This is a genomic window from Bilophila wadsworthia ATCC 49260 (genome assembly GCF_000701705.1).
GTDB classification, from domain to species: domain Bacteria; phylum Desulfobacterota; class Desulfovibrionia; order Desulfovibrionales; family Desulfovibrionaceae; genus Bilophila; species Bilophila wadsworthia.
This window is the reverse complement of record NZ_JNJP01000016.1, coordinates 1-21,384: the sequence shown is the minus strand read 5'-3', so window position 1 is coordinate 21,384 and position 21,384 is coordinate 1. Positions and strand designations below refer to the sequence as shown.

19 protein-coding genes and 1 rRNA gene are annotated in these 21,384 nt (G+C 60.0%); 10 read left to right on the top strand and 10 right to left on the bottom strand.

Annotated features, from left to right (window positions below; genetic code table 11):
- Positions 1–21: 21 nt before the first annotated feature.
- The 3 genes from yajC (at position 22) to secF (ending at position 3,318) form a co-directional block, all read left to right on the top strand.
- A complete protein-coding gene (yajC, locus tag T370_RS0108440) occupies positions 22–363 on the top strand; it encodes a preprotein translocase subunit YajC (RefSeq protein WP_005025604.1) in 342 nt (113 codons plus the stop codon).
- A 196-nt stretch (positions 364–559) separates the two neighbouring features.
- Positions 560–2,146: a protein translocase subunit SecD gene (secD, locus tag T370_RS0108435; RefSeq protein WP_005025606.1), complete on the top strand. Its 1,587-nt coding sequence runs from the start codon at positions 560–562 to the stop codon at positions 2,144–2,146.
- 65 nt (positions 2,147–2,211) lie between these two features.
- Positions 2,212–3,318, top strand: a complete 1,107-nt coding sequence (secF, locus tag T370_RS0108430) for a protein translocase subunit SecF (protein ID WP_005025608.1) — start codon at positions 2,212–2,214, stop codon at positions 3,316–3,318.
- A 189-nt stretch (positions 3,319–3,507) separates the two neighbouring features.
- Here secF and T370_RS0108425 read toward each other — a convergent pair whose 3' ends face one another.
- The 5 genes from T370_RS0108425 to T370_RS0108405 all read right to left on the bottom strand — a co-directional run bounded on the left by T370_RS0108425 (position 3,508) and on the right by T370_RS0108405 (position 8,449).
- Positions 3,508–4,962, bottom strand: a complete 1,455-nt coding sequence (locus T370_RS0108425; protein ID WP_029435458.1) for a cation diffusion facilitator family transporter — start codon at positions 4,960–4,962, stop codon at positions 3,508–3,510.
- A 61-nt stretch (positions 4,963–5,023) separates the two neighbouring features.
- Complete coding sequence (locus T370_RS0108420) at positions 5,024–5,599, bottom strand: manganese efflux pump MntP (protein ID WP_029435457.1); 576 nt, start codon at positions 5,597–5,599, stop codon at positions 5,024–5,026.
- A 277-nt stretch (positions 5,600–5,876) separates the two neighbouring features.
- Complete coding sequence (locus T370_RS0108415; protein ID WP_005025614.1) at positions 5,877–6,710, bottom strand: DMT family transporter; 834 nt, start codon at positions 6,708–6,710, stop codon at positions 5,877–5,879.
- Between the two features lie 198 nt (positions 6,711–6,908).
- Complete coding sequence (locus tag T370_RS0108410) at positions 6,909–7,454, bottom strand: DUF305 domain-containing protein (protein WP_009733651.1); 546 nt, start codon at positions 7,452–7,454, stop codon at positions 6,909–6,911.
- A gap of 320 nt (positions 7,455–7,774) precedes the next feature.
- Positions 7,775–8,449 (bottom strand): carbonic anhydrase, encoded by a 675-nt coding sequence (locus tag T370_RS0108405; RefSeq protein ID WP_005025620.1) that lies wholly within the window; start codon positions 8,447–8,449, stop codon positions 7,775–7,777.
- A gap of 111 nt (positions 8,450–8,560) precedes the next feature.
- On the opposite strand from T370_RS0108405, the gene T370_RS0108400 reads away from it, so the two are divergent.
- The gene (locus tag T370_RS0108400; RefSeq protein ID WP_029435456.1) at positions 8,561–8,920 is read left to right on the top strand and encodes a hypothetical protein; all 360 of its coding nucleotides are present in this window, start codon (positions 8,561–8,563) and stop codon (positions 8,918–8,920) included.
- Positions 8,921–8,974: 54 nt separating this feature from the next.
- Complete coding sequence (locus T370_RS0108395; RefSeq protein WP_029435455.1) at positions 8,975–10,114, top strand: glycoside hydrolase family 3 protein; 1,140 nt, start codon at positions 8,975–8,977, stop codon at positions 10,112–10,114.
- A 137-nt stretch (positions 10,115–10,251) separates the two neighbouring features.
- Here T370_RS0108395 and T370_RS0108390 read toward each other — a convergent pair whose 3' ends face one another.
- The gene (locus tag T370_RS0108390) at positions 10,252–10,635 is read right to left on the bottom strand and encodes a hypothetical protein (RefSeq protein ID WP_005025626.1); all 384 of its coding nucleotides are present in this window, start codon (positions 10,633–10,635) and stop codon (positions 10,252–10,254) included.
- 184 nt (positions 10,636–10,819) lie between these two features.
- A complete protein-coding gene (locus T370_RS0108385) occupies positions 10,820–12,958 on the bottom strand; it encodes a Tex family protein (RefSeq protein WP_029435454.1) in 2,139 nt (712 codons plus the stop codon).
- Positions 12,959–13,169: 211 nt separating this feature from the next.
- Between T370_RS0108385 and T370_RS0108375 the strand changes: the two genes are divergently transcribed.
- Positions 13,170–13,613: a hypothetical protein gene (locus T370_RS0108375; protein ID WP_005025630.1), complete on the top strand. Its 444-nt coding sequence runs from the start codon at positions 13,170–13,172 to the stop codon at positions 13,611–13,613.
- Between the two features lie 277 nt (positions 13,614–13,890).
- Here the strand turns inward: T370_RS0108375 and T370_RS0108370 are convergent, their stop codons facing one another.
- From T370_RS0108370 to T370_RS0108360, 3 genes are all read right to left on the bottom strand, one after another.
- A complete protein-coding gene (locus tag T370_RS0108370) occupies positions 13,891–14,571 on the bottom strand; it encodes a DUF3298 and DUF4163 domain-containing protein (RefSeq protein WP_005025633.1) in 681 nt (226 codons plus the stop codon).
- 71 nt (positions 14,572–14,642) lie between these two features.
- Positions 14,643–15,803: a polysaccharide deacetylase family protein gene (locus T370_RS0108365; protein WP_029435453.1), complete on the bottom strand. Its 1,161-nt coding sequence runs from the start codon at positions 15,801–15,803 to the stop codon at positions 14,643–14,645.
- Positions 15,804–16,045: 242 nt separating this feature from the next.
- Positions 16,046–16,849 carry a M23 family metallopeptidase gene (locus tag T370_RS0108360; protein WP_029435452.1) on the bottom strand — a complete coding sequence of 268 codons (804 nt, stop codon included), beginning with the start codon at positions 16,847–16,849 and terminating at the stop codon, positions 16,046–16,048.
- Between the two features lie 527 nt (positions 16,850–17,376).
- On the opposite strand from T370_RS0108360, the gene T370_RS0108350 reads away from it, so the two are divergent.
- The 4 genes from T370_RS0108350 to T370_RS0108330 form a co-directional block, all read left to right on the top strand.
- Positions 17,377–18,099 carry a septal ring lytic transglycosylase RlpA family protein gene (locus T370_RS0108350; protein ID WP_005025640.1) on the top strand — a complete coding sequence of 241 codons (723 nt, stop codon included), beginning with the start codon at positions 17,377–17,379 and terminating at the stop codon, positions 18,097–18,099.
- Between the two features lie 410 nt (positions 18,100–18,509).
- A complete protein-coding gene (locus T370_RS0108340; protein ID WP_005025642.1) occupies positions 18,510–19,469 on the top strand; it encodes a TerC family protein in 960 nt (319 codons plus the stop codon).
- A 237-nt stretch (positions 19,470–19,706) separates the two neighbouring features.
- Positions 19,707–20,585 (top strand): AMIN domain-containing protein, encoded by an 879-nt coding sequence (locus tag T370_RS0108335; protein WP_029435451.1) that lies wholly within the window; start codon positions 19,707–19,709, stop codon positions 20,583–20,585.
- A gap of 614 nt (positions 20,586–21,199) precedes the next feature.
- Positions 21,200–21,384 (top strand): 16S ribosomal RNA (locus tag T370_RS0108330); the annotation flags it as partial.

Genomic DNA, 21,384 nt, shown 5'->3' with positions numbered 1-21,384 from the left:
CTTTTTGCCCCAGGAGGCCTCATGTTTGCTTCTGTTGCTCATGCGATGGGTACGGCCGGTGCCGGTCAGGCTGGCGGCGCTGACGCCCTCATGCAGTTTGTTCCTCTTATCGCCATGCTCGCCATCTTCTACTTCCTGCTCATCCGTCCCCAGCAGAAACGCGCCAAGCAGCATAAAGCCATGCTGGAAGCTCTGAAGAAGGGTGATCAGGTCCTGACCACCGGCGGCCTCGTGGGTCGTGTCGTGGACATCGACGGCGACATCCTCTCCATTGATCTCGGCAGCACCACGGTAAGCCTCGGCCGCGCCTATGTCGTGAGCGTGATGGATCCCCGTTCCAAGGCCGTGAAGGAAGAGAAGTAGGTTCTTTTGCTTTGCCGGCAGACATGCGTTCCGTCGATCCCGGCGGGCGTATGTCTGCCTTTCTTCATTTTATGCGCGGAGCGTTCCGCGCCGTATGGCCTCATCGGGGAAAACAGGGGCCGTACGCATAACGACAGTGCAGATCCGGCCGGGGGGCGGGCGGATGGGCCGAATCTGATGCTCTCAGGGGAACACCATGAAATCGTTGAGTTGGCGGATAGTCGTCTCGCTGCTGGTTTTGTTGGCCAGCATCGTTTATGTGTTGCCGAGCCTGCCGGGCGTCGGCGGATCGTCTCTGGGCAATCTGCTGCCGGACGCGCGGATAAGCCTCGGGCTTGACTTGAAGGGCGGGATGCACCTGACCCTTGGCGTGGAAGTGGACAAAGCCGTAAGCAATTCCCTTTCGCTGACCGGGCAGGAGCTGCGCGCTCAGGCTTCCGAAAAGGGGATCACCGTCCTGCGCTCGCGCCTGACCCCGGACAATCGCCTTGAATTTTTGCTGCCCAGAGCCGAACAGCGGACCGAGCTCCAGGAGCTGCTCTCCAAAGATTTTCCGCAGCTTGCCGTTGACTCGCCCACACAGGTGGAAGGCGGAGGGCTGCGTTTTACGGCGGCCTTTACGCCCGCCGCCAAAGCGAAGATCGAGGAAATGGCCCTTGATCAGGCTGTCCGCACCATCCGCAACCGTATCGACCAGTTCGGCGTCGCCGAACCGGATATCCGCAAGCAGGCCGATTTCCGCATTCAGATCCAGTTGCCCGGCCTGACCGATTCCAAGCGCGCCATCCAGCTTGTGGGCCAAACCGCCCAGCTGACGTTCCACCTCGTGCGCGACGACGTGAACCCGCAGGGTATCCTGCCCCCCGGTGTGGCCCTGTTCCCCATGGTGACGGTCCGTCCCGACGGTTCCACCTCCGAAAGCATGATCGCGCTGGACAAGGAACCGCTCATGACCGGCGAGGACGTGGCTGATGCCCGTCCCACCTTCGACAACCGCGACAACAAGCCGAGCGTCGGGCTTTCCTTCAACTCGCGCGGCGCGGCCATGTTCGAGCGCATCACCGGCGAGCACATCCATAAGCGTATGGCCATCGTGCTTGACGGCAAGGTGCACAGCGCCCCCACCATCCAGAGCCGCATCGGCGGCGGCAAGGCCAGCATCACCGGCAGTTTCACGCCCACCGAGGCGCAGGACCTTGCCATCGTGCTGCGTGCTGGCTCGCTTCCCGCGCCCGTGACCGTGCTTGAAGAACGCACGGTCGGCCCTTCCCTCGGGAAGGAATCCATCGAGAGCGGCATTTTGGCCGCCGCGGTGGGCGGCATCGCCGTCATGGTCGTGATGCCGTTGTACTATGGGCTGGCCGGGCTGCTGGCCGACGTCATGCTGGTCTTCACGATCACCATGCTCATGGCCGGGCTCGCCGCCTTCGGCGCGACCCTGACCCTGCCGGGCATTGCGGGCATCGTGCTGACCATCGGCATGTCCGTGGACGCCAACGTGCTTATTTTTGAACGTATCCGCGAAGAGATACGGCAAGGCCTGAAACCGCTTGAGGCCGTGGCCGTGGGGTTTGATCGCGCGACCATTTCCATTGTGGACTCCAACCTGACCACCATCATTGCCGCCGCCATCCTGTATCAGTTTGGCACCGGCCCCGTGCGGGGATTCGCCGTAACCTTGAGCCTCGGTATCGTGGCGTCCATGTTTACGGCCATTTTCGTCTCGCGCACGGCGTTTGGGCTCTGGCTTGGTGGAAACGACGGGAAGAAGCTCAGCATCTAGCCGCCCGGCTGGTGCGTATCCGTCGTTGGATGTATCTCGAGCTTTAAGATACGAGGAGTTCTGGCATGAGTCTTCATATATTCAGCAAGCAGACAAAAATAGATTTCGTAGGTATGCGGCATTATGCCTACGGTCTGTCTGCGCTTCTTATTTTGGTGGGGCTGATCACCATTTTTATGAATGGCGGCCTGCGGTATGGCGTCGACTTTGCCGGCGGCGCGGCGGTCCAGCTTCAATTTGAAAAGCCGGTGGCCGACGAAGATATCAAAAAATCGCTGGCCGAGATGGAACTGCCCGGTCTGGCTATCCAGCAGTACGGCGAGGACGGGCGCGATTATCTGGTCCGTTTTTCCACGCCGAACCTGACCAGCGAAGGCATCCGCAGCAATATCCTTTCCTCGCTGGAAAAGAGTTTTGCCGGCAACCCGGCCAGCATCCAGCGTCTGGAGATGGTGGGACCCAAGGTCGGCGCGGATTTGCGGAATGCGGCGCTTGAGGCCATGTATTTCGCCATCCTGCTGATTACCGTGTACATTTCCGGGCGCTTCGAACAGCGCTGGATGATCGCCGCGCTCATGGCGGCGGTTCTCGGTTCGGCCATGTACGTCATGGGCTTCCTCGGGATGGACATGGTATACCGGGTGATCGGTGCCTTGGCGCTGACCTTGCTCATTTCTTGGAAGCTCAAGTTGAATTATGCCCTCGGCGCCATCGTGGGGCTTTTGCACGACGTCCTGATCACCTTGGGGCTGTTGGCGATGATGGGCAAAGAGATCGACCTGAACATCATCGCGGCGCTGATGACGCTCGTGGGCTACTCGCTCAACGACACCATCATCGTGTATGACCGTATCCGCGAAAACCTCCAGAACCAGCCGGAAGACAACCCCGCCCCGTTGGCCGACATCATCAACCTGAGCGTGAACCAGACCCTTGGCCGTACGATCATGACCTCGGCGACGACCCTGATCGCCGCCCTGAGCCTGACGATCCTTGGCGGCGGTGCGATCCACGACTTTGCGCTGACCATGAGCCTCGGCGTGTTTATCGGTACGTTCTCTTCCGTCTTCGTCTCCAACCCGATCCTGCTCCTGCTCGGCGATACCCGCCAGTATATGGTGGCCCGCAAGAAGGTGGAATACGAGCGCCCCGGCGAACACGGGGTCGTGTAAGTTTTTCAAGAGGAGCGGAGGAGGGCGTTTTGAAAAAGTGCTCCCTCCCCGGACCCCCTCCAGCAACACTTTGGCCTTATTGAATCCCTGCTCCCAGCTTTCCTGAATGAAAAACGGAGGACGTTTCTGCGTCCTCCGTTTTTTGTCGTCTGTCTTTCGTCTTTCCCAAACAGGTTAAGGCAAGCGCCGCTATCTCTCCTCAGACATGACGATAAGGGCGGACGGGTCCGTGTGGATGAGGATGCGGTCGAGCTTGGGTGCGCAGGTGCGGAGGCGGCGTTCCATGTCCGTGGCGACATCGTGGGCGGCGGCAAGGGACAGATCGCCGTCGATGATGCAGTGGAAGCTGACCAGCGGCGTCCCGCCCATATGCGTCAGGCGCAGGTCGTGCACATTGGACACCATCGGAAATTCCGGGAGTATGCTGTCCACGGCGGCGCGCACATAATGGAGATCCGCGTCGAAGGGCAGGGCGTTTTCCGGAGCGCAGAGGCGATCTTCCGGCTCGATGTGCGTTTCGATGCGGGTTGTGTTGAGGCGCTTGCCGAGGGCTTTCTCGAACATCACGACGTATTCGTGGGCTTCGCGCAGCGTCATATCCGGAGACGCCTCCACATGCAGAAACACGAGGAGCCCTCCGCTCTGTTCGGAAAGGATCAGGTTGTGGACGGAAAGCTTGTGCGCGGCGGCAACCGTGCGGACGAGCTGGAGCATACTTTCCGTTTCTTCCTGCGCGGGTTCGACGTGTACGGTAATATCGGCGGAGGGTACGATTTCGTGCGCGATGTCCTCAATCACGCAGGATACGTCGTGTGCGGCGTCGAGGCGCAGGGTGGCGGGGGCTTCGACCGTGATGTCCATAAACACGTCGGCACCGCTTTCGCGCACGCGCAGGCGGCGCACCCGGCAGAGGGGGAGCTGCTTGGCGAGAGCCTGTTCCAGGGCCTCGGAATGTTCCTTGCCGCCCCCGTCAAGCAGCATGGTCACGGCCCGGCGGGAGAGCCGGAAGCCCACAACGACGACGATGCCCGAAACGAACAGCGCGGCGATGGCGTCCGCCATATGCAAAATGCTCCGGAAGGGGCTGTCCGCCGGAAGGTATTCGCTGGCCTGCACGCAAAGCAGGCCGACGAGCACGACTCCGGAGGACCAGATGTCCGTGGTGAAATGCAGGGCGTCGGCTTCCAGCGCCTGGCTTTTGTGCTTTTGGGCGACGCGGCGGAGCATGGCGGCCCGGTTGACGTCCACGAGCAGGGAAATGAGGATGATGATCACGCCCCACCATGACGGGGTGATTTCGGGGGCGTCGAAGAAGAGCCGGTTGACGGCTTCGTGCACGATCCAGCCGCAGGTGACGAGCAGCAGGACCGTTTCCGCCAGCGCGGAAAGGTTTTCGATCTTGCCGTAGCCATAGGGATGGGTTTCGTCCGCGGGGCGGGCCGCGACGCGGACGGCGAAGAAGGTGATGCCCGCGGCTACAAGGTCAAGGCTGCTGTGCAGGGCCTCGGAAAGGATACCGAGGCTGTTGGTGGCGAGCCCGGCTCCGAGTTTGATGAGCGTCAGGAACAGCGCCCAGAACAAAGACGAGAGGGCCGCGTGTTGTTTTTCGGAATGCGCTTCGTGGTGCGTGGTTTCGGTAGTCATGAAAACACTCCGGGGAAATGGCCGCCCCTTTGCGGCCGTTCACGGAAAGAGCGTTAGGGCGTCAGCTCAGTACGCCGTGCTCATAAAGGATTTTCAGGCCGATGCCGATAAGGACGCAGCCGCCCACAAGTTCGGCGCGTCGGCCAAAAATGTCCGCATGTGCGAGCCCTTTTCCCGCCAGCAGGCCAAGGGCCGTGATGACGGCACAGACCACGCCGATCAGGGTGGACGGCCCCCATACGTTTATGTTGAGGAGAGAGAAGGAAAGCCCCACGGCCAGGGCGTCGATACTGGTCGCCACCGCGAGGATGAGCAGCTTGCGTCCTTTGGTGGGATCAACCGAACAGCTTTCCCCGTCTTCGGAATCGTCTCCGCCGCCCCGGATCATGTTGCCGCCGATCCATGCCAGCAGCGCGAAGGCGATCCAGTGATCCCACGATTCGATGAATCCGCGCACGGTCAAGCCAAGGGCCCATCCGATCACGGGCATCAGGAACTGGAAAAAGCCGAACGTCAGCGAAAGGCGCAAAAAATGCACGACCGTCACCCGTTTGAGGGCGCAGCCCGCACAGACCGACACGGCGAAAGCATCCATGGCCAGTGCAACGGCAATGGCGAACAGTTCTGGGAAACTCATAGGGTGTTATGGGGGTTAAGGTTATGGGCGTCAAAACCGATCCGGTTGTTGTGAGGCCTTCGGCTCTTGCTGTCAACCTTTTGCGGAGAGGTGGATAGAATACCGGGGGAGGGAAGGGGGAAACGTTCTTCAGAACGTTTCCCCCTTCCCTCCCCGACCCCCTCCTTTCCCCTTTCAAAGACTTTCGATTGGTGGGGAGGCTGCGCGGTGGGCGTCCCGTTGTGTGGAAGTATTGGCAAGGCCGGTTGGGTGTATGTAGCTGCGGGGAGAATTTATTTTAATGCATGAAGAAAATACCGGTAGCGACGAGGACGACGGCAAGGAGTTTGACCGCGGAAAATTTTTCCCCAAGGAAAAATACGGCGAGGAGCATACCGAAAATGACGGATGTTTCACGCAGGGCCGCGACCATCGCTATGGGGGCCTTGGTCATGGCCCAAAGGGCTACGCCGTAGGAGCCGAGGCTGCACAGGCCGCCGAACAGGCCGTGTTTCCAGCGGTTGCAGAAATAGGGGATGTAGGTTTTGCGCTGTCTCAGCAGCAGGATGACGTTGATGGGGAAAGTGTTGATGACGTAGAGCCAGCATACGTAGCTGATGGGATTCCCGCTGGCCCGGGCGCCGTAGCCGTCGAAAAGGGTGTAGCCCATGATCACGACGGCGGTTCCCACGGCGGCCAGCGCGCCGTTGATGTTGAACTTGCCGTTCTTAATGTTGTCGCGGGTCAGGGTAAGGACGCCGGCGCACAGGCACAGGATGCCGAGCCACCCGGCAAGCGGCATTTCATGGCCGGAAAGGAGCATGAAAACGGACGTCAGGAGCGGGGCCGTGCCGCGCATGATGGTATAGGCGAACGACATGTCCACATTGCGGTAGGCTACGGCGATACAGAGGTAGTAAGCGATATGGACGGTGCAGGAGCCGGCCAGGAACTTGAGGCTTTCCAGCGCCGGAAAGGGGAGGAAAGGGACGATGAACAAAACGCCGACGCCTCCGCCGAAGCAGTTGAGCCCCGTTTCATAGAGCTTGTTGGAGCCGCCCTTGATGACGGCATTCCATGAAGCATGGAGCAAAGCGGCAAGCAGTATGAGAAGAATGATTTCGAAAGACATGAAGCCCCCCCATTTTTTTCGCGGGAAGCTAGCGCGAAAAAAGACGCTTGTACACCGATCCTTTTCTTTTGCTGACCGGTATGCAAGCGTCTTTATGCTGAGATCAAAATGGGTTGTGTTGTGACGTTTTCGTGTCGATTTTTTTGTTGGAGGGGAATGGAAAAGATTCGTTTTCGAAATAAATATTCGTATACGAAACTACTTCTTGTGATGTTCGGCTATCCACGCCTTGAATTGGCGCATTTCCTTGGCCTGGCTGATAATGATGTTCTCAGCGAGGTTGAGGATCTGAGGATTGTTGGAGCCGAGGAGGGCGGGGACGGACATTTCCAGCGCCATCGCGTGGTGCGGCAGCATGAGCTCCACAAAACGCATGTTCGCGCCCAGATTCTTGCCCTCTTCGAGCATGTGCTGCATGGCCTTCTTCATGGGCGCGTAGGCCGATTCTTCGATGCCGCCGAGAGGCTTCAGCAGCTCCTTCATTTCGGCGATTTCTTTTTCCTGCACCTTGATCACGTCGTCGGCCCATGCCGTAACCTGAGGATCTTGATCTTTCTTTGGGGTTGCAAGGAAGACTTTGGCCATATCCACCGCGCCCTCATGGTGCGCGATCATGCCGGAAAGGAAGGCGCGATCCGAATAGTGGGCGGCGCCGGAGCCGTGATCCATAGCGGCCTGAGCGGGCAGGACGGAAAACAAAAACGCCGCAACGAGCGCAAGGACAGTCAACGAGGCGGTACGCATAGTTTTTTCTCCCAGATAGGACGTGAGCCACGGAACGCCGTGGCGGGCCCCCACAATGGGGGCCCGTCCGGAGCATACCGGCAACCTTACATGAGATGTAACTATTTTTTATCGGGCCCGCCCGTGCGTACCTCGGCACCACACCTCGCGCCTCATAATATCGCGGTGACGGGTTACGGCGTTCCCCGGAACCGGGGGCAGGGATTCGATAAAGGAAAAAGCCTCCGGTGGGAGAGGGATGGGTTCCGTTGGCAGGTTTGGAAAAGGAGAGGGCTTCTCATTCAGGAAGAGCCCATCTTCCTTCCCCAATTTCCAATCTTCTACCGCCTCTTCACAGATGAGGTGCCGGAAGCGCAGGCATTGACCATCGGCACATAGGTTTCGCTTTCCGCGTCGAAGTAGAGCAGTTCGCCTGAGCCCATATCGAAGTACAGGCCGTGCAGGAGCAGCTCGCCCCCATCGACGGCGCTCTTGATCCACGGATACCCCATGAGGTTGTCCAGCGAGAAACGCACGCCCCACATTTCGCAGGCCCGTTGCCGTTCGTCAGGATCGGCCCCGGGCAGGGAGCTGTCCACCTCGGCCTTGGCGCGGCAGGCGAGGTTCATCCAGATGTTGAGGAATTCGTCGTCGCTGTGCGAAGCTTCAAGCAGGCTGGTAAAGCCGCCGCATTTCGCGTGCCCCATGACCATGATGTGGCCGATGTGCAGGTGGCGGACCGCGTATTCCAGCGCGGCGCTGACGCCGTGGTGATGGGAGTCCGGTTCGTAGGGAGGGACAAGGTTGGCGACGTTCCGGATGACGAACAGATCGCCGGGCGTCGCGTCAAGGAGCAGGACAGGGTCAACCCGGGAGTCGCTGCAGGCGATGACGAGGGCGTAGGGATGCTGGCCGACGCGGAGGTCTTCATAAATATTGTTTTCAGGACAATACCATGTCTTTTGGAAGCGCTGGAATCCGGCGGAAAAGCGTTTGAGCAGGTCGTGCGATACCATTTGAGGGTCCTTTGCGGCAAAGAGGATCGGAAGGCGGGCTTGTCATTTCGTGGTGGAGGCTTTATCTCCCTAAAACAGAGGAGTCAACGCAACCGATTGGAGTATTCTCCCATGCCTGATTTTTTGAGATGGATCATCGCCGGCGCTACGTCCGTGGTGGTGGCGGGGCTTGTGTTCCTGCTTGCCACCGTGGGGATCGTCGTCGCCTTTTTTGTGTTTTTGGTGCTGTTCGTCGTGTTTGGGCTGGCCATGCGCCGGGCCCGCAAGAACGTGCAGTACGGTGAGGACGGCAGCCGGTTTATCATTTATACCAACATTCCCGGAGCTGGGGCGGGGAATGCCGACCGTGTGCGCCGGGACGATCCCGACACGTATGAGCTGTCCCCTGACGAATATACCGTGGAAGCGGCACCTTCGAAGAAGCCCGGCGACACGGACCCGAAGGCCCTTGGAGATCACGGGAAATCGTGACGGCGTGCCCGGACGGCAGGTCTTTTTCTGGCGTAAATTCACTTGGATAGCAATATGTTTCTGCACGCGTGTCTTAGAGTTGTTCGGCTCTGGCGAATGGGCTGCCTTGTCCTGTGCGGCTTTTTCCTGTGCTTTTGGGGAGGTGCCGCCGCGTTTGCCGCCCCTTCCGTCGAAGAAATGGCGGGGCAGATGCTGCTCGTGGGTTTCAAAGGGCAGGAGCCTGAGGAATGCGGAGCTATCCTTAGAGATATTCAGGCCCGCCACTTGGGCGGGGTGATCCTGTTCAAACGGGATGCGCGCAACGCCAAGCTCCCTCGCAATATCCGCGATGCGGCGCAAGTGAAACGGCTGATCGCCGCGCTGCGAGGGGCCTCTGCGGGGCATCCGCTTTTTGTCGCCGTGGATCAGGAAGGCGGCAAGGTGGCCCGCTTCCAGCCGGGCGACGGTTTTCCGGCGTACCCTTCGGCCGCGGAGCTGGGCCGGGGCACGCCCGATGCCACGCGCCGCACGGCCCTCGGCATGGGCCGCATGTTGCGGGAGCTCGGGGTCAATCTCAATTTCGCGCCCGTACTGGATGTGAATGTGTATCCCGCTTCCCCGGCCATAGGCCGTCTCGGACGCAGTTTTTCGGCTGATCCGCAGGCCGTCGCCGCGCATGGGGCGGCTTTTGCGGACGGCCTGAACGACGCGGGCATCGTAGCGGTTTTCAAGCATTTTCCCGGACACGGCAGTGCGCGTGCGGATTCGCATAAAGGGGTCACGGACATCAGCGCGACATGGAGCGAGCGCGAACTGTCTCCATACCGCTCCGCGCTCGGGCGTCCGGGGCAGCGTATGGTAATGACGGGGCACCTTTTCCACGCCGGGCTCGATCCCGCCTTTCCGGCCACGCTGTCGCCTTCCGTCATCAACGGGCTGCTGCGCGGGCGTCTGGGATATGACGGTGTGGTGGTGACGGATGACCTGCAAATGGATGCCATCGCCGCCGAATACACGCTGGAGGAAGTGGTGCTTCGGGCCATCGGGGCCGGAGCGGACATCCTGCTGTTCGGCAATAATCTGGAGTATGATCCCGCTATCGTCGCCAAGGTTCAGGCCGTCATCGTCCGGGCCGTCGAGGACGGAACCATTTCCCGTGCCCGGCTTGAGGCGTCGTGGAGGCGGATTCTGAAGCTCAAGCAGCAGATGTCCTGATGCTTCGGCGGAGGCCGCCTGCGGAGACGATTTTCTGGAGCCGGTCGCGGTTTCGAAAAGGCTTTGGGCTGTTGCCGCCCGGGAGACGGCCCCCCCATGAAAAAGAAGGGACCTCGTTTGAGGTCCCTTCCGTCGTTTTACTCGTCGTCTTCGTCCATGAGGGAGTCGTGCAGGGCATCGGTGAAGATGTCGAAGGCGACCTGCTCGATGGGCGTGCGGGGTTTGTAGGTGAGGGCCTCTTCGGGGACTTCGCCGTTTTCTTTGCACAATTCGTCGAAACGGTCCGAATAGGCGGCGATCAGGCGTTCCACTTCCAGCACGATGGGATCGTCGGAGGGGATGACGTCGTCATCGCTGTCTTCGCAGCTCCCTTCGTCGTGGCTGCATCCGCAACCGCATTCTTCCTCATCGCCTTTGTTGGCGTAATATTCATCAACCTGTGCTTCATAGGCATCGATGGCGTCGATGACCTGCTCCTCGGTCAGTCCGGCAAATTCCGGTTTGACTACAACGGTCTTCATACGATCTCCTTGGATGGCGGCGGGCGTCGCCGCTGGTGCTGTTTTTGTCTTCATGCCCGTCCGGACCTGTCCCGGAGGAACTTTTTCGGAACGTGTGCCGAGCTGTCCGGCGAGTTCCGTTCTTTGGGATTCATCACGCAAAGGGACAACATCCCGCTGCCCCTCCGCTTCCCTGCCTTTTTTCCTATTCTCCGCGCATCGTCAAGGAAATGCGCTTGCGGGGGATGTCCACGTCGAGCACGGTGACGAGCACTTCCTGATGCACTTTGACGACTTCGTTGGGATCGCGCACGAAGCGGTTCGCCAGCTGGCTGATGTGGACGAGCCCGTCCTGATGCACGCCGATGTCCACAAACGCGCCGAACGCTGTGATATTGGTGACGATGCCCGGCAGCTTCATGCCCTGTTTGAGATCCTGCATCGTGCTCACGCCTTCGGCAAAGGAAAAGGGCTTGAAGGGGCCTCGCGGGTCGCGTCCGGGTTTTTCCAGTTCCTTCATGATGTCGGTGAGCGTGGGCAGGCCGAGCTTGTCCGTGACATAGTCGGAAAGGCGGATGGCTTTGCGGCGTTCGGGGCTTTGCATGAGTTCGCGGACGGTTGTGCCCGTATCCTTGGCCATGCGCTCGACCACGGCGTAGGCTTCCGGGTGCACGGCGCTGGCGTCGAGGGGCTGCTTGCCGTCCCGGATGCGCAGGAAGCCGGAGCACTGCTCAAAGGCCTTGGGGCCGAGGCGGGGCACCTTGAGAAGATCCCGGCGGGTCTGGAAGGGGCCGTTTTCGTGGCGGTGAGCCACGATATTGCGGGCGAGCGTGGGGCCGAGGCCGGAAACGTAGGTGAGGAGCTGCTCGCTGGCAGTGTTCAGATCCACGCCCACGGCGTTGACGCAGCTGACGACCACGTCGTCGAGGCAGCGCTTGAGTTCGGACTGGTTGACGTCGTGCTGGTACTGCCCCACGCCGATGGATTTGGGATCGATCTTGACAAGTTCCGCCAGCGGGTCCGCGAGGCGGCGGCCGATGGACACCGCGCCCCTGTAGGTGAGATCGAGATCCGGGAACTCGGCGCGGGCCGCCTCCGAGGCGGAATAGACCGAAGCCCCGCTTTCGCTGACCATGACCACGGGGATGCTCCAGCCGGGGAGCGCCCGGATGAAGGTTTCGGTTTCGCGCCCGGCGGTGCCGTTGCCCACGGCGGCGACTTCCGCGCCGTGTTTCTTGGCGAGGCGGAGGAGCGTTTCCCCGGCTTCGGTGCGTGCCTTGTCCGATCCGGCGTGCGGGTTGATGGTCGCGTATTCGAGCAGTTTCCCTTCACGGTTGAGGCAGACGATTTTGCAGCCGGTGCGGAAACCGGGGTCCACGGCGAGGATGTTCTGAGCGCCGAGGGGCGGGGCAAGCAGAAGCTGGCGCAGGTTTTCGGCGAACACGCGGATGGATTCGGCGTCGGCGCGCTGTTTGAGCTGGTTGCGGAGTTCGGTCTCCAGCGCGGGCGCGAGAAGCCGCCCGTAGCCGTCCAGCGCGGCTGCGCGCACTTCGCGCCCGCAGGGGCCGTCGTTGCGGACGAAGAGGCGGGCCAAGAGGTCCTGCGCCTGCTCCTCATTGCGGGGGCGCAGGGAGAGGCGCAGGAAGCCTTCCTCTTCGCCCCGGAACATGGCGAGGATGCGGTGGGAAGGGGCTTGCGCGGCGGGTTCGTCCCACGCGAAATAGTCGCGGTACTTGGCGGCGTCGGGAACCTCTTCCTTGCCGGAAACGGCTTTGCTCCGCATGAGCCCTTCGCGCCCGAAGAGTTTACGCAGGCGTTCGCGGGCGGGCTGATCCTCGGCGAAGCGCTCCGCGAGGATGTCACGCGCTCCGGCAAGCGCCGCTTCCGCATTCGGCACGCCCTTTTCGGCGTCTACATAGGCGGCGGCCATCGCTTCGGGGAGGGTGCGATCCTGACGGGCCAGCTGATCGGCCAGCGGTTCGAGGCCGCGCTCCTTCGCCATTGAGGCGCGGGTGCGGCGCTTGGGGCGGTAGGGCAGGTAAATGTCTTCAAGGACGGTCAGCGCATCGGCGGCTTCGACCTTGGCACGCAGTTCGGGCGTGAGGAGGCCGCGTTCCTCCAGCGAGGCGAGGATGGCTTCGCGCCGTTTGTCCAATTCCTTCAGGGCGGCGAGGCGATCACGGATGGCGGTGACCGCCACTTCGTCGAGGCTCCCCGTGGCTTCCTTGCGGTAGCGGGCAATAAAGGGGACCGTGGCGTCCTCGTCGAGCAGGCGGATGACGGCTTCGGTTTGCTGTGGGCGTATATTCAGTTCTTGGGCTATGATGGATGCGTAGTTCTGCACGCGTGTTCCTTATCTGTTTGACGGATTACGGGAAGGTCCGGCACCGTTATGGGTGCCTGGGCGGACATGCCGGATGGAAAAGGAGGCATGGCGCCGAGCGACGGTATGCTTTTTCGCGGAAAAAGAAAACGCCCGCCGGATTCCGGTGAAACCCTTGACCTTGGAGCCCCGGGTGACCATAGTAAAGGATATTTCCCTCTAAGGAGTTTTCATGAACACGCCATCTTCAGCCCTTTCCGATGAAATGAAAGGGGCGATGTCCACTCTGCTCAATGCCGTTATTTTTGAACAATGGCTCCGTTTTTCCTGGATTGAGGAAGACGAGGAAGGGGATTTCTGCATCCAGATCCCCGCGGAGACGGTCAGCGAACTTGTGGAGGATTACCCCGAATACGAGGGGTTGATCGCCCAGCTCAACGGGACCATCGTGGATGCGGACATGGCCTGTTCCGCCGTTCTCGGCTATGCGCGATCCTCGCTTGGGGAACAGAGCCTCGCCGTGCTGGAGCACAACGAATTCCAGAATATGGTGGGGCGTTTCCACCAGTGGCTCAACGACAACGTGGAAGCGCTGGATCAGGACCCGAAGAATTTCGATCAATGGTGCGAGCTGTTCCTCGCCGACTTGCAGCAGGCCAAGGACGGCAACGCGTAAGGCTTTGCCGGGCTTCGGCACCGACGGGTTCCGCTCACGGGAATGGAGTACCTTTGAAACGGTACAGCTTTCAAAGGTCCCCGAGACTATCGAGCGGGCGGTCTGTGCCGTTTTAGAGAAAGGCGGGAGCGATGTTCCCGCCTTTCTCTTTTGGGCTGCAGGAAAAAGTCAGGCCGCCCTTGCGTGGAGCGGCCCTGGCTTGGAAAACATGGCGGGGGGCCCTGTTTCAGCACGATGAGGTGTGGGGTAAGAAAAGGATACGCTTGACGGAACGGTGTTATTTGCCCCAGAGCGAAAGGCGCGGCCCGGCGTCAGCCAGCGCGTCGAGGGGGATGTCCACGACCTGCGACCCGGCGGCCCACGGAGCCACCTGATACGGCTGGAAGAAAATGCGTATGCCCTCGGGCGTGAGCGCAAAGCTGGAAAAGTTTTCGGCTTCGGGGGCGGTGCCGCTGCGGAGCATGTCGTCGTTGTACATGTCGCCGAGGGATTTGGTCAGGGCCTTGGTGCAGTAGCGGCTCATGACGTCGAGCGCCGTATCCAGATTTTCGAATACGTCATACAAATCGATGAGCGCGCCGCTCTTCATATCATAGGTCGTCGTGGTTATTTCCAGGTTGCCGTGCGCGCCGCCGGTATAGCTGGCGGTCTTCCAGACTATCGAAAGGACGGACGGCGTGGAACGGGTCGTGCTGTAGGTCGTTTCGAGTTCGTAGGGCACGCCCAGATCCGGTTCTTCGCCATAGGTATTCTGGAACGTGTCCACCGCCTGATGCGCCCAGTCGGCCACATCGGCATCCACGCGGGCATTGCCGGTTATCGGGTAATGAACCCGAATCTGAAGCTTGCCGGTTTGCCGGGAAACCACGGCGTCGCGCTCGTTCAGGGCGTTGGCGTACGTGGGTATCGCCAGCGCAACGGTACAGCACAGCAGGAGAAAACGGACGAAGTATGACATGGGAAATCCTGTTCCGAATGATTTTGCGGCAGACATGACATCCGGAAGCCGTTTTGTCTAGAGGTTAGAGATCAGATCCGGCACGCCCCGTACAGGCGGGCCAGCCACGGCCTCGAATAGATTTCCAGCCTGAGCCTGAGCCAGCTCCACCCCGCGTCGCGTACTTTGAAGCGGTGCACGGCCTCGGGCGCGGCAGGCGGGTTGGCTCCCATGCGGGTGGTGAAGAATACGGAAAATCCGGCTTTCCTCCCCTCTTCCCGCGCAACCTCGGACCCGCTTCCCCACGGCCAGCACAGCGAGCGCACAGGATGCCCCAGTTCCCGGCGGAGCGTTTCCGCGCAGGCGCCCAGTTCTTCGTGCACACGGCTGCGGCGGGCCGCTTCGCTCTCCAGCGTACCCAATCGATCCGGGGAAAATCCCGCTACAAGCGTTTCCAGCGCGGCTACATTTCCCGCCGATTGAAAGAAAGTACGGGCCTCCGCCGGTTCTTGCGGCACGAGGCGCTGCACGGCGGCGACCAGATCAGGGGAAGGGATGAATGCCCGGCTGTACAGGAAGGGGCGTTCTTTGAAGCGGGGCAGGCCCCAGACTTCGGGGAAGTCGACCGCGTTGAACGTGTTTGCCCGCGTTCCGGGGACGTGGAAGCGTTGCCCGGCGGCTTCCAGTGCGGAGGCGGGCTTCTGGTGCCTGTCGTGGCGGTTCACCGGGCCCCATTCCGGGCCGGCGAAAACGGCGAGGTGGCGGGCGGAGTGCGCGGCCACGGACATGAAGCCGCTGGATTCCATGTGTCGGGCTTCTTCCCAGGAAAAGAACATATCGCGGCGTACCTGATAGCCGAAGGGGGTGTCGTGCATGGGCGCATCCACGGGAGGGAGGCTGGACGGAGGCAACCCCTCCCAGACGTCGGCAAGGGTCGGGCGGCATTTTTTTTCAGCCTCCATCCGTTCGGTGACGGCAAAGACGACGCCTTTGTGCCCGTATTTCCGCAGGATGGGCCATGCGTAGACGTAATTGTCCAGGTACCCGTCGTCAAAGGTGATCAGCAGGGAACGCGGCGGCAGCGGTGCGCCCTTCAGCAGAAAACCCTCCGCTTCATCAAGGCCGATCCCGCGCCAGCCGTATTCGGCCATGCCTCGGCACTGGTCTTCAAAATGTTCCGGGCTGACGGCGATAGCCCCCGGAAATCGGCTGACGTAATGGTACATGAGTACAGGAAGGCTGTATGCGCTCATGGGGCATCCTTGAACTGTTTGGAGGGAATTCGGGGGAATGGTCTGGTCTGCGGAGGGGATGGGGCCTTGCCTGTTGTTCTTCCCCGCCGGAGAGGGATGGGGAAAACGCCGTACACCGTGAGGTGCGCTTCCGAACACCGTGCGTGCCGCTTTTTTATGATGAAGCGCGCAAGGTTTCAACCATGCTCTGATACAGAAAAAGGGGCGGCCCCTTCATCGGAGCCGCCCCCCGGAAGGGTGGATCAAAGGTTGCCGCTGCGTTTGCGCTGTTTGGTTCCTGTGTTTGATGCCCACTGGTGTTCGTGCGTGAGGAACTGCATCGGATTGATCGGCTTATCGCGGAGCCGCACTTCAAAGTGCAGGTGAGGGCCCGTAACCCGCCCGGTCCTGCCGAGATTGCCGATATACTGGCCTTGCTTGACCTTCTGGCCTTTCCGGACTCCGAGTTTGTCCAGATGGGCATAACGCAGGGTGACGCCTTTTCCGGCATCGATGTCGATGGTCAGGCCATAGGAACCTTTGCGGCCGCTGTACACGACTTTGCCGGGCGCGGAAGCAACGACTTTTTCCCCGCGGTTTCCGGCGATATCCACGCCCGCGTGCATGAGCCGCCTGCGTTTGACGGGATGCTTGCGGGGGCCGAAGGACGACGTGACCCGGATAGTTTCCTTGATGGGCTGGATGAGCGAAAGAGCCGGGTAGAGCGACGGTTCCTTGAGCAGTTCCGGCGTGACTTCAATGTCGCCGTCGTCGAATTCTTCATCGGGGATGGGAGTGAAGCGGACGTTGGAACCGTTCTGGCTGACGGCGGCGCCGGCTGTCTGGAGTTCGCGGCGGGCCGTGTAGGAAAGCGCTTCGCGTGTCGGGGGGCGATAGTCATGCAGGGCCGTCAAGGAATCCTGATAGCGGACGATGGAATACTGGTGGTGCTGCAAGCCGGATTGTTGTGGAGCGCAGGCGGTGAGGAGAAGGAGGCAAAGGAGGGGGGAGAAAAGAGCAAGCCTTTTTGCTGCGCTGTAAGACAAATACGAAGGTTTGAGCGTCATGAAGGATTCCTTGTTTACAGGGGCCGTATGCATAGCGGAGGGGAGTTCGCCCCGGTCGTGATGTCATTGCGGAAAGAAGGAAGCACGTTAGCATCCCGGGCAAAAGCTGTCGAGTCGTTGGATTTTTTTGAGGACGCCTCAGCCAATCAGCTACAAAAAGGAGCGGTTACGGTGGGATAGCGGATGGTTTTGTTGTTTTTCCGCTATCAGGTTTAAAAAACTGTACATATTTTTCTCTACATGATTTTTCAATGATCATGGCGGATAAGAACGGCCTGTTGGAAACCGCAAAGGGAGGAATTTTTTTCGGAAAAAGAAAACCCGTATTATCGTAAATAGGAACTTTTCTAAATGAATTAACCGTCCAATGGAGGAGCCCTTCCTGTGGCCTCCTCACCTTCCGAGGGCAGTGCGCTTTCCATGTATGTGTGGAGGACCAAAAGTGCAGAAGGGGGGAGGACGGAACTTGGCGAATGGGCGGAACTATGGCAGAGTAGGGACACGAAACCCAAGAACCAAGAGGTGCTATGCGTACAATATCCTTCACTTTCGCCTCTTTTTGCCGTATTACCGCCCTTGCCGTTTTGTCTTTTTCCTTGGCGGGCTGCGGACTGATGGATTACGGCGGAGGAGGGTCCGGCACGCGGGGGACGAAGACGTACACGGTGCGGGGAAAAACCTACAGGCCCTATCTGTCGGCGGACGGGTATAGGGAAGACGGGGTCGCCTCGTGGTACGGCAGGGATTTTCACGGAAAAACCACGGCCAACGGCGAACGCTATAATATGTATGCGATGACCGCCGCACACAAACTGTTGCCGCTCGGGACCAAGGTGCGGGTCACGCATCTGAGGAACGGAAAGTCCATCGTCGTGCGCGTCAACGACCGGGGACCGTTCGTCGGGGATCGGATCATCGATCTTTCGTATGCGAGCGCGAAGGAACTGGGCATGATCGGCACGGGTACGGCGCGTGTCCGTGTCGAGGCGATCGAAACCTTTGGCGGCGCGTCCCCCGGCGATATGAACGGGAGCTTCTACATCCAGATCGCCGCGCTGAGCAGTCAAGCCTCGGCTCAGGATCTTGTGCGGCGGCTGCAAAACCGGAATCTCGGCGGGCGGGCGTTCTACGCGCCTTCTCTGGGGCTCTGGCGTGTGCAGGCCGGGCCGTTCAACTCGCTGAACCGCGCTGAGGATCTCTCGGACGAGCTGAACAGGCAGTATCCCGGCAACTTTGTGGTCGCGGATTAAAGGCGGAAGCGGAAGGGGAGCCTTTTTTGAAACGGCTTCCCTTCCGCCGTGTTTTCCACGCTTCCCCTTCGGCTTTTGGGCATACGGGCTTCCCGTTCAGGGTGTTTCTCATGGCGGAAGGCCGTGAGAAGGTTTCGGGGCGGGGGTGAAACCGTTGACAACGGTGCTTGGCTGCTGTATGTTTCTTCCCACGTAAAGGGGAGTAACTGGGTTCTTGAGACCCGGGTAACGTCAACAGCATGGCTTCGGCCTGGCGTTACCATCAAGCTTTGACTTGATGAGTGAGACCTTCACGGCACATGTTGCCGGAGGGTCTTTTTTGTTTTCTCCGGCGACCAAACGCAACAAGGAGTAAAACATGATGTTCGCTCTTCTTCCCGTCCTGAAGGGGCGCGCCTGCGGAGGTTCCGATGGTCGTTGAGCATTCCGTGACGGAAGTCGTCCTTTTCTGTGTCCTCATCATCGTCTGTCTGTGGTGCGACCTGCACGCGCATCAGGCCGATAAGCCCGTTTCCGCCCGTAACGCCGCCATCTGGAGCTGTATCTGGGTGGGCCTCGCGCTCGTGTTCGCAGGGTACATCGGATATAGCTTCGGCTCTGAACAGGTTCAGCTCTTCCTGACCGGGTACCTGCTGGAAAAGTCGCTTTCAGTGGACAACCTGTTCGTCATCATGGCCATTTTCAGTTCGTTCGCGGTGAAGGACGCGTTCCAGCACCGGGTTCTGTACTACGGTGTCCTCGGCGCGCTGGTCCTGCGCCTGATCTTCGTGGCGGCGGGCAGTTCCCTGGTGGCGATGTTCGGCCCCTACGCGCTGGCGAGTTTCGGCATCTTCGTGCTCTGGACGGCGTGGAAGATGTGGCAGTCCATGCACAGCGGCGAGAAGGAAGAAATCGTCGACTACTCCGAGCACTGGGCCGTCCGGTACACCAAGCGCTTCATCCCCGTGCACAACCAGCTCAGCGGCCACGATTTCTTCGTGAAGGCCCCCGATACTACCGGCAAGCTGATCTGGAAGGCCACGCCGCTGTTCCTGTGCCTGTTTGTGGTGGAAGTGTCCGACGTGATGTTCGCGTTCGACTCGGTCCCGGCCATCATCGCCGTCACGCACGACCCCTTCCTCGTCTATACCAGCAACGTGTTCGCCATCCTCGGCCTGCGGTCCATGTATTTCCTGCTCGCCGCCGGAAAGCGTTACCTGCGCCACCTGGAAAAGTCCGTAGTGATCATCCTCGCGTACATCGGCGTGAAGATGCTTCTGGACGTGGTGGGCATCGTGCACATTTCCCCGCTGATCAGCCTTGGTGTGGTCATCGGGCTGCTGGCCATAGGCATCCTTGCCTCACTGCTGCCGGAAAAGTCCGCCAAGTAAGTTCTCATGGATGAATGACGCCCGGCCGGAGTATGCTTCTTTACGCGGGCATACTCCGGCTCCCCTTTGGGGACATTGCATTTTGTGTGGAAAAGCGTATCCCTGTTTCCATTCCATAGAGGCCGGAGGCGCAGGCTTTCGGTGATTTTTCCAAGGTTGACGCGGGGAAGGGACGATACGCTCGGATCCGTTTTCCAGAAGCGGGAGCCTTGGTTTTTAATAAGGAGCGTTGGACGCATGAATCGTACAAGAACCCTGCTTATCATTGGGGTTTTTATGCTTTCTCTCGCCGTGCTCGCGGCGTTGGAATTCCGTGTTCAGGATGAACCCCCGAGCGAAGGCCAGATGGTGACGGGCTCCCTTTCGAAGGATATGCCCGCTCTTCCCAAGCTGCCTTCCCTGGGCGATTCGGAAGGGAATAAGGGCGGAGTTCTGGTTCCTCTCGACAACGGGACGCTGCGCGGCAGTGCGGCCCCGCTTGATATGTCCGCGATCCCGCCCGATGAGGAAACTCCGGCGGGTAAGGATACGCCCGAAACGGCGGCTCCCGCAGCCGATCCCGCTGTCTCGGCGGAAAAGCCCGCACCGGCCCCGATGGGTGAAATTGCGCCTGCCGATACGTTTACGGAAAAGCCGAAGCAGCCCGTAGCCGAGGAAAAGGCCCCTCAGCAGGAAAAGAAGGCTGAGAAGGCCGTGGCGGAAAAGCCCGCCGAAAAGCCGCAGCCGAAGGTTTCCGAACCGAAGCAGGAAAAGGAACAGGCGAAGGAAGGCGTGGTGGTGCTGACCACCAAGGCCCCCGCGAAGCTGGCGGCGGGGCAGACCGCGATCACCGCGACCCGGCTTGAGCTGGGCAAGAGCGTGGTCTTCCGCATGACCGGCGCGGCCCCGATCAAGACCAAGACGCTGCTCCTCAAGGACCCGAACCGCTATGTCGTGGACCTTCAAGGCAACTGGGGCATCCAGCTGCCGCGCGTGCCCAAGGAACTCTGGATTTCGGGCATCCGTCTGGGACACCATGAAGAGAGCACCCGCCTTGTATTTGAATTGACCCGCGCCCCGGTGTCGGCCAAGGTCGTCAAAATCAACAACACGACCGTGGAAGTCCGTATCCAGTAACTTGCCGGACACCAGAATGCTTGGAAAGCCCTCCGCCGGATTTGCGGGGGGCTTTTTCATTGTCCGAATGCCGATAAAGCGGCCTTTTGGAGGCAAAGACGGATATTCTTGAGGGGGAATTTCAAGGTACAATTTTTTGGTGCTCTAACCGGAGCGAAAACACGGTAGAAACGGGGATCGTGGGGCAAAAAAATCAGAAAAAAAATAAAAAGTCGTTGACAGAGGCGGCGTGGAGGTGCATAACCCGTTCTCGCCGCTGCGGGACGGAATGTCTCGCTGAGCCGGGCAGGGCCGAGAGGCCGGGCACGGCGGGGCGAACAAGTTTTTTGAAAAAAGCAGAAGAAAGCGGTTGACAGCGAGAGGGGGTCGGGATAAGTTCCCGCTTCTGCGCCGGGGAGAAACCCTCGCGGCGCGCTCCGAAAAAAAACTTCGGGGTTCGAAAAAAAAGTTGTTGACAAGCTGGACCGAGCGGGGTAAATTCCCGCTTCGCCGCTGACGGAAACGCAGCGGCTGAGGCAAAGGCCTCTGGTTCTTTGACAAGTGAAGAGCGAGTTGGGAATAAGAAACTTTGAGTTTTAGCCCATAGAGATATGGGCAAGCTAGTTGTTTTCAATCAACTGGAGAGTTTGATTCTGGCTCAGATTGAACGCTGGCGGCGTGCTTAACACATGCAAGTCGAACGTGAAAGTCCTTCGGGGCGAGTAAAGTGGCGCACGGGTGAGTAACGCGTGGATAATCTACCCTTAAGATGGGGATAACGGCTGGAAACGGTCGCTAATACCGAATACGCTCCCGATTT

Bases quoted from the DNA above. Each gene is read 5' to 3' on its own strand.
- T370_RS0108340 (WP_005025642.1), top strand. From the start codon at position 18,510: ATGGTCGTTGAGCATTCCGTGACGGAAGTCGTCCTTTTCTGTGTCCTC.
- T370_RS0108405 (WP_005025620.1), bottom strand. From the start codon at position 8,449: ATGGTATCGCACGACCTGCTCAAACGCTTTTCCGCCGGATTCCAGCGC.
- T370_RS0108415 (WP_005025614.1), bottom strand. From the start codon at position 6,710: ATGTCTTTCGAAATCATTCTTCTCATACTGCTTGCCGCTTTGCTCCAT.
- T370_RS0108400 (WP_029435456.1), top strand. From the start codon at position 8,561: ATGCCTGATTTTTTGAGATGGATCATCGCCGGCGCTACGTCCGTGGTG.
- secF (WP_005025608.1), top strand. From the start codon at position 2,212: ATGAGTCTTCATATATTCAGCAAGCAGACAAAAATAGATTTCGTAGGT.
- T370_RS0108370 (WP_005025633.1), bottom strand. From the start codon at position 14,571: ATGTCATACTTCGTCCGTTTTCTCCTGCTGTGCTGTACCGTTGCGCTG.
- yajC (WP_005025604.1), top strand. From the start codon at position 22: ATGTTTGCTTCTGTTGCTCATGCGATGGGTACGGCCGGTGCCGGTCAG.
- T370_RS0108350 (WP_005025640.1), top strand. From the start codon at position 17,377: ATGCGTACAATATCCTTCACTTTCGCCTCTTTTTGCCGTATTACCGCC.
- T370_RS0108375 (WP_005025630.1), top strand. From the start codon at position 13,170: ATGAACACGCCATCTTCAGCCCTTTCCGATGAAATGAAAGGGGCGATG.
- T370_RS0108390 (WP_005025626.1), bottom strand. From the start codon at position 10,635: ATGAAGACCGTTGTAGTCAAACCGGAATTTGCCGGACTGACCGAGGAG.
- T370_RS0108410 (WP_009733651.1), bottom strand. From the start codon at position 7,454: ATGCGTACCGCCTCGTTGACTGTCCTTGCGCTCGTTGCGGCGTTTTTG.
- T370_RS0108395 (WP_029435455.1), top strand. From the start codon at position 8,975: ATGTTTCTGCACGCGTGTCTTAGAGTTGTTCGGCTCTGGCGAATGGGC.
- T370_RS0108335 (WP_029435451.1), top strand. From the start codon at position 19,707: ATGAATCGTACAAGAACCCTGCTTATCATTGGGGTTTTTATGCTTTCT.
- T370_RS0108420 (WP_029435457.1), bottom strand. From the start codon at position 5,599: ATGAGTTTCCCAGAACTGTTCGCCATTGCCGTTGCACTGGCCATGGAT.
- T370_RS0108425 (WP_029435458.1), bottom strand. From the start codon at position 4,962: ATGACTACCGAAACCACGCACCACGAAGCGCATTCCGAAAAACAACAC.
- T370_RS0108365 (WP_029435453.1), bottom strand. From the start codon at position 15,803: ATGAGCGCATACAGCCTTCCTGTACTCATGTACCATTACGTCAGCCGA.
- secD (WP_005025606.1), top strand. From the start codon at position 560: ATGAAATCGTTGAGTTGGCGGATAGTCGTCTCGCTGCTGGTTTTGTTG.
- T370_RS0108360 (WP_029435452.1), bottom strand. From the start codon at position 16,849: ATGACGCTCAAACCTTCGTATTTGTCTTACAGCGCAGCAAAAAGGCTT.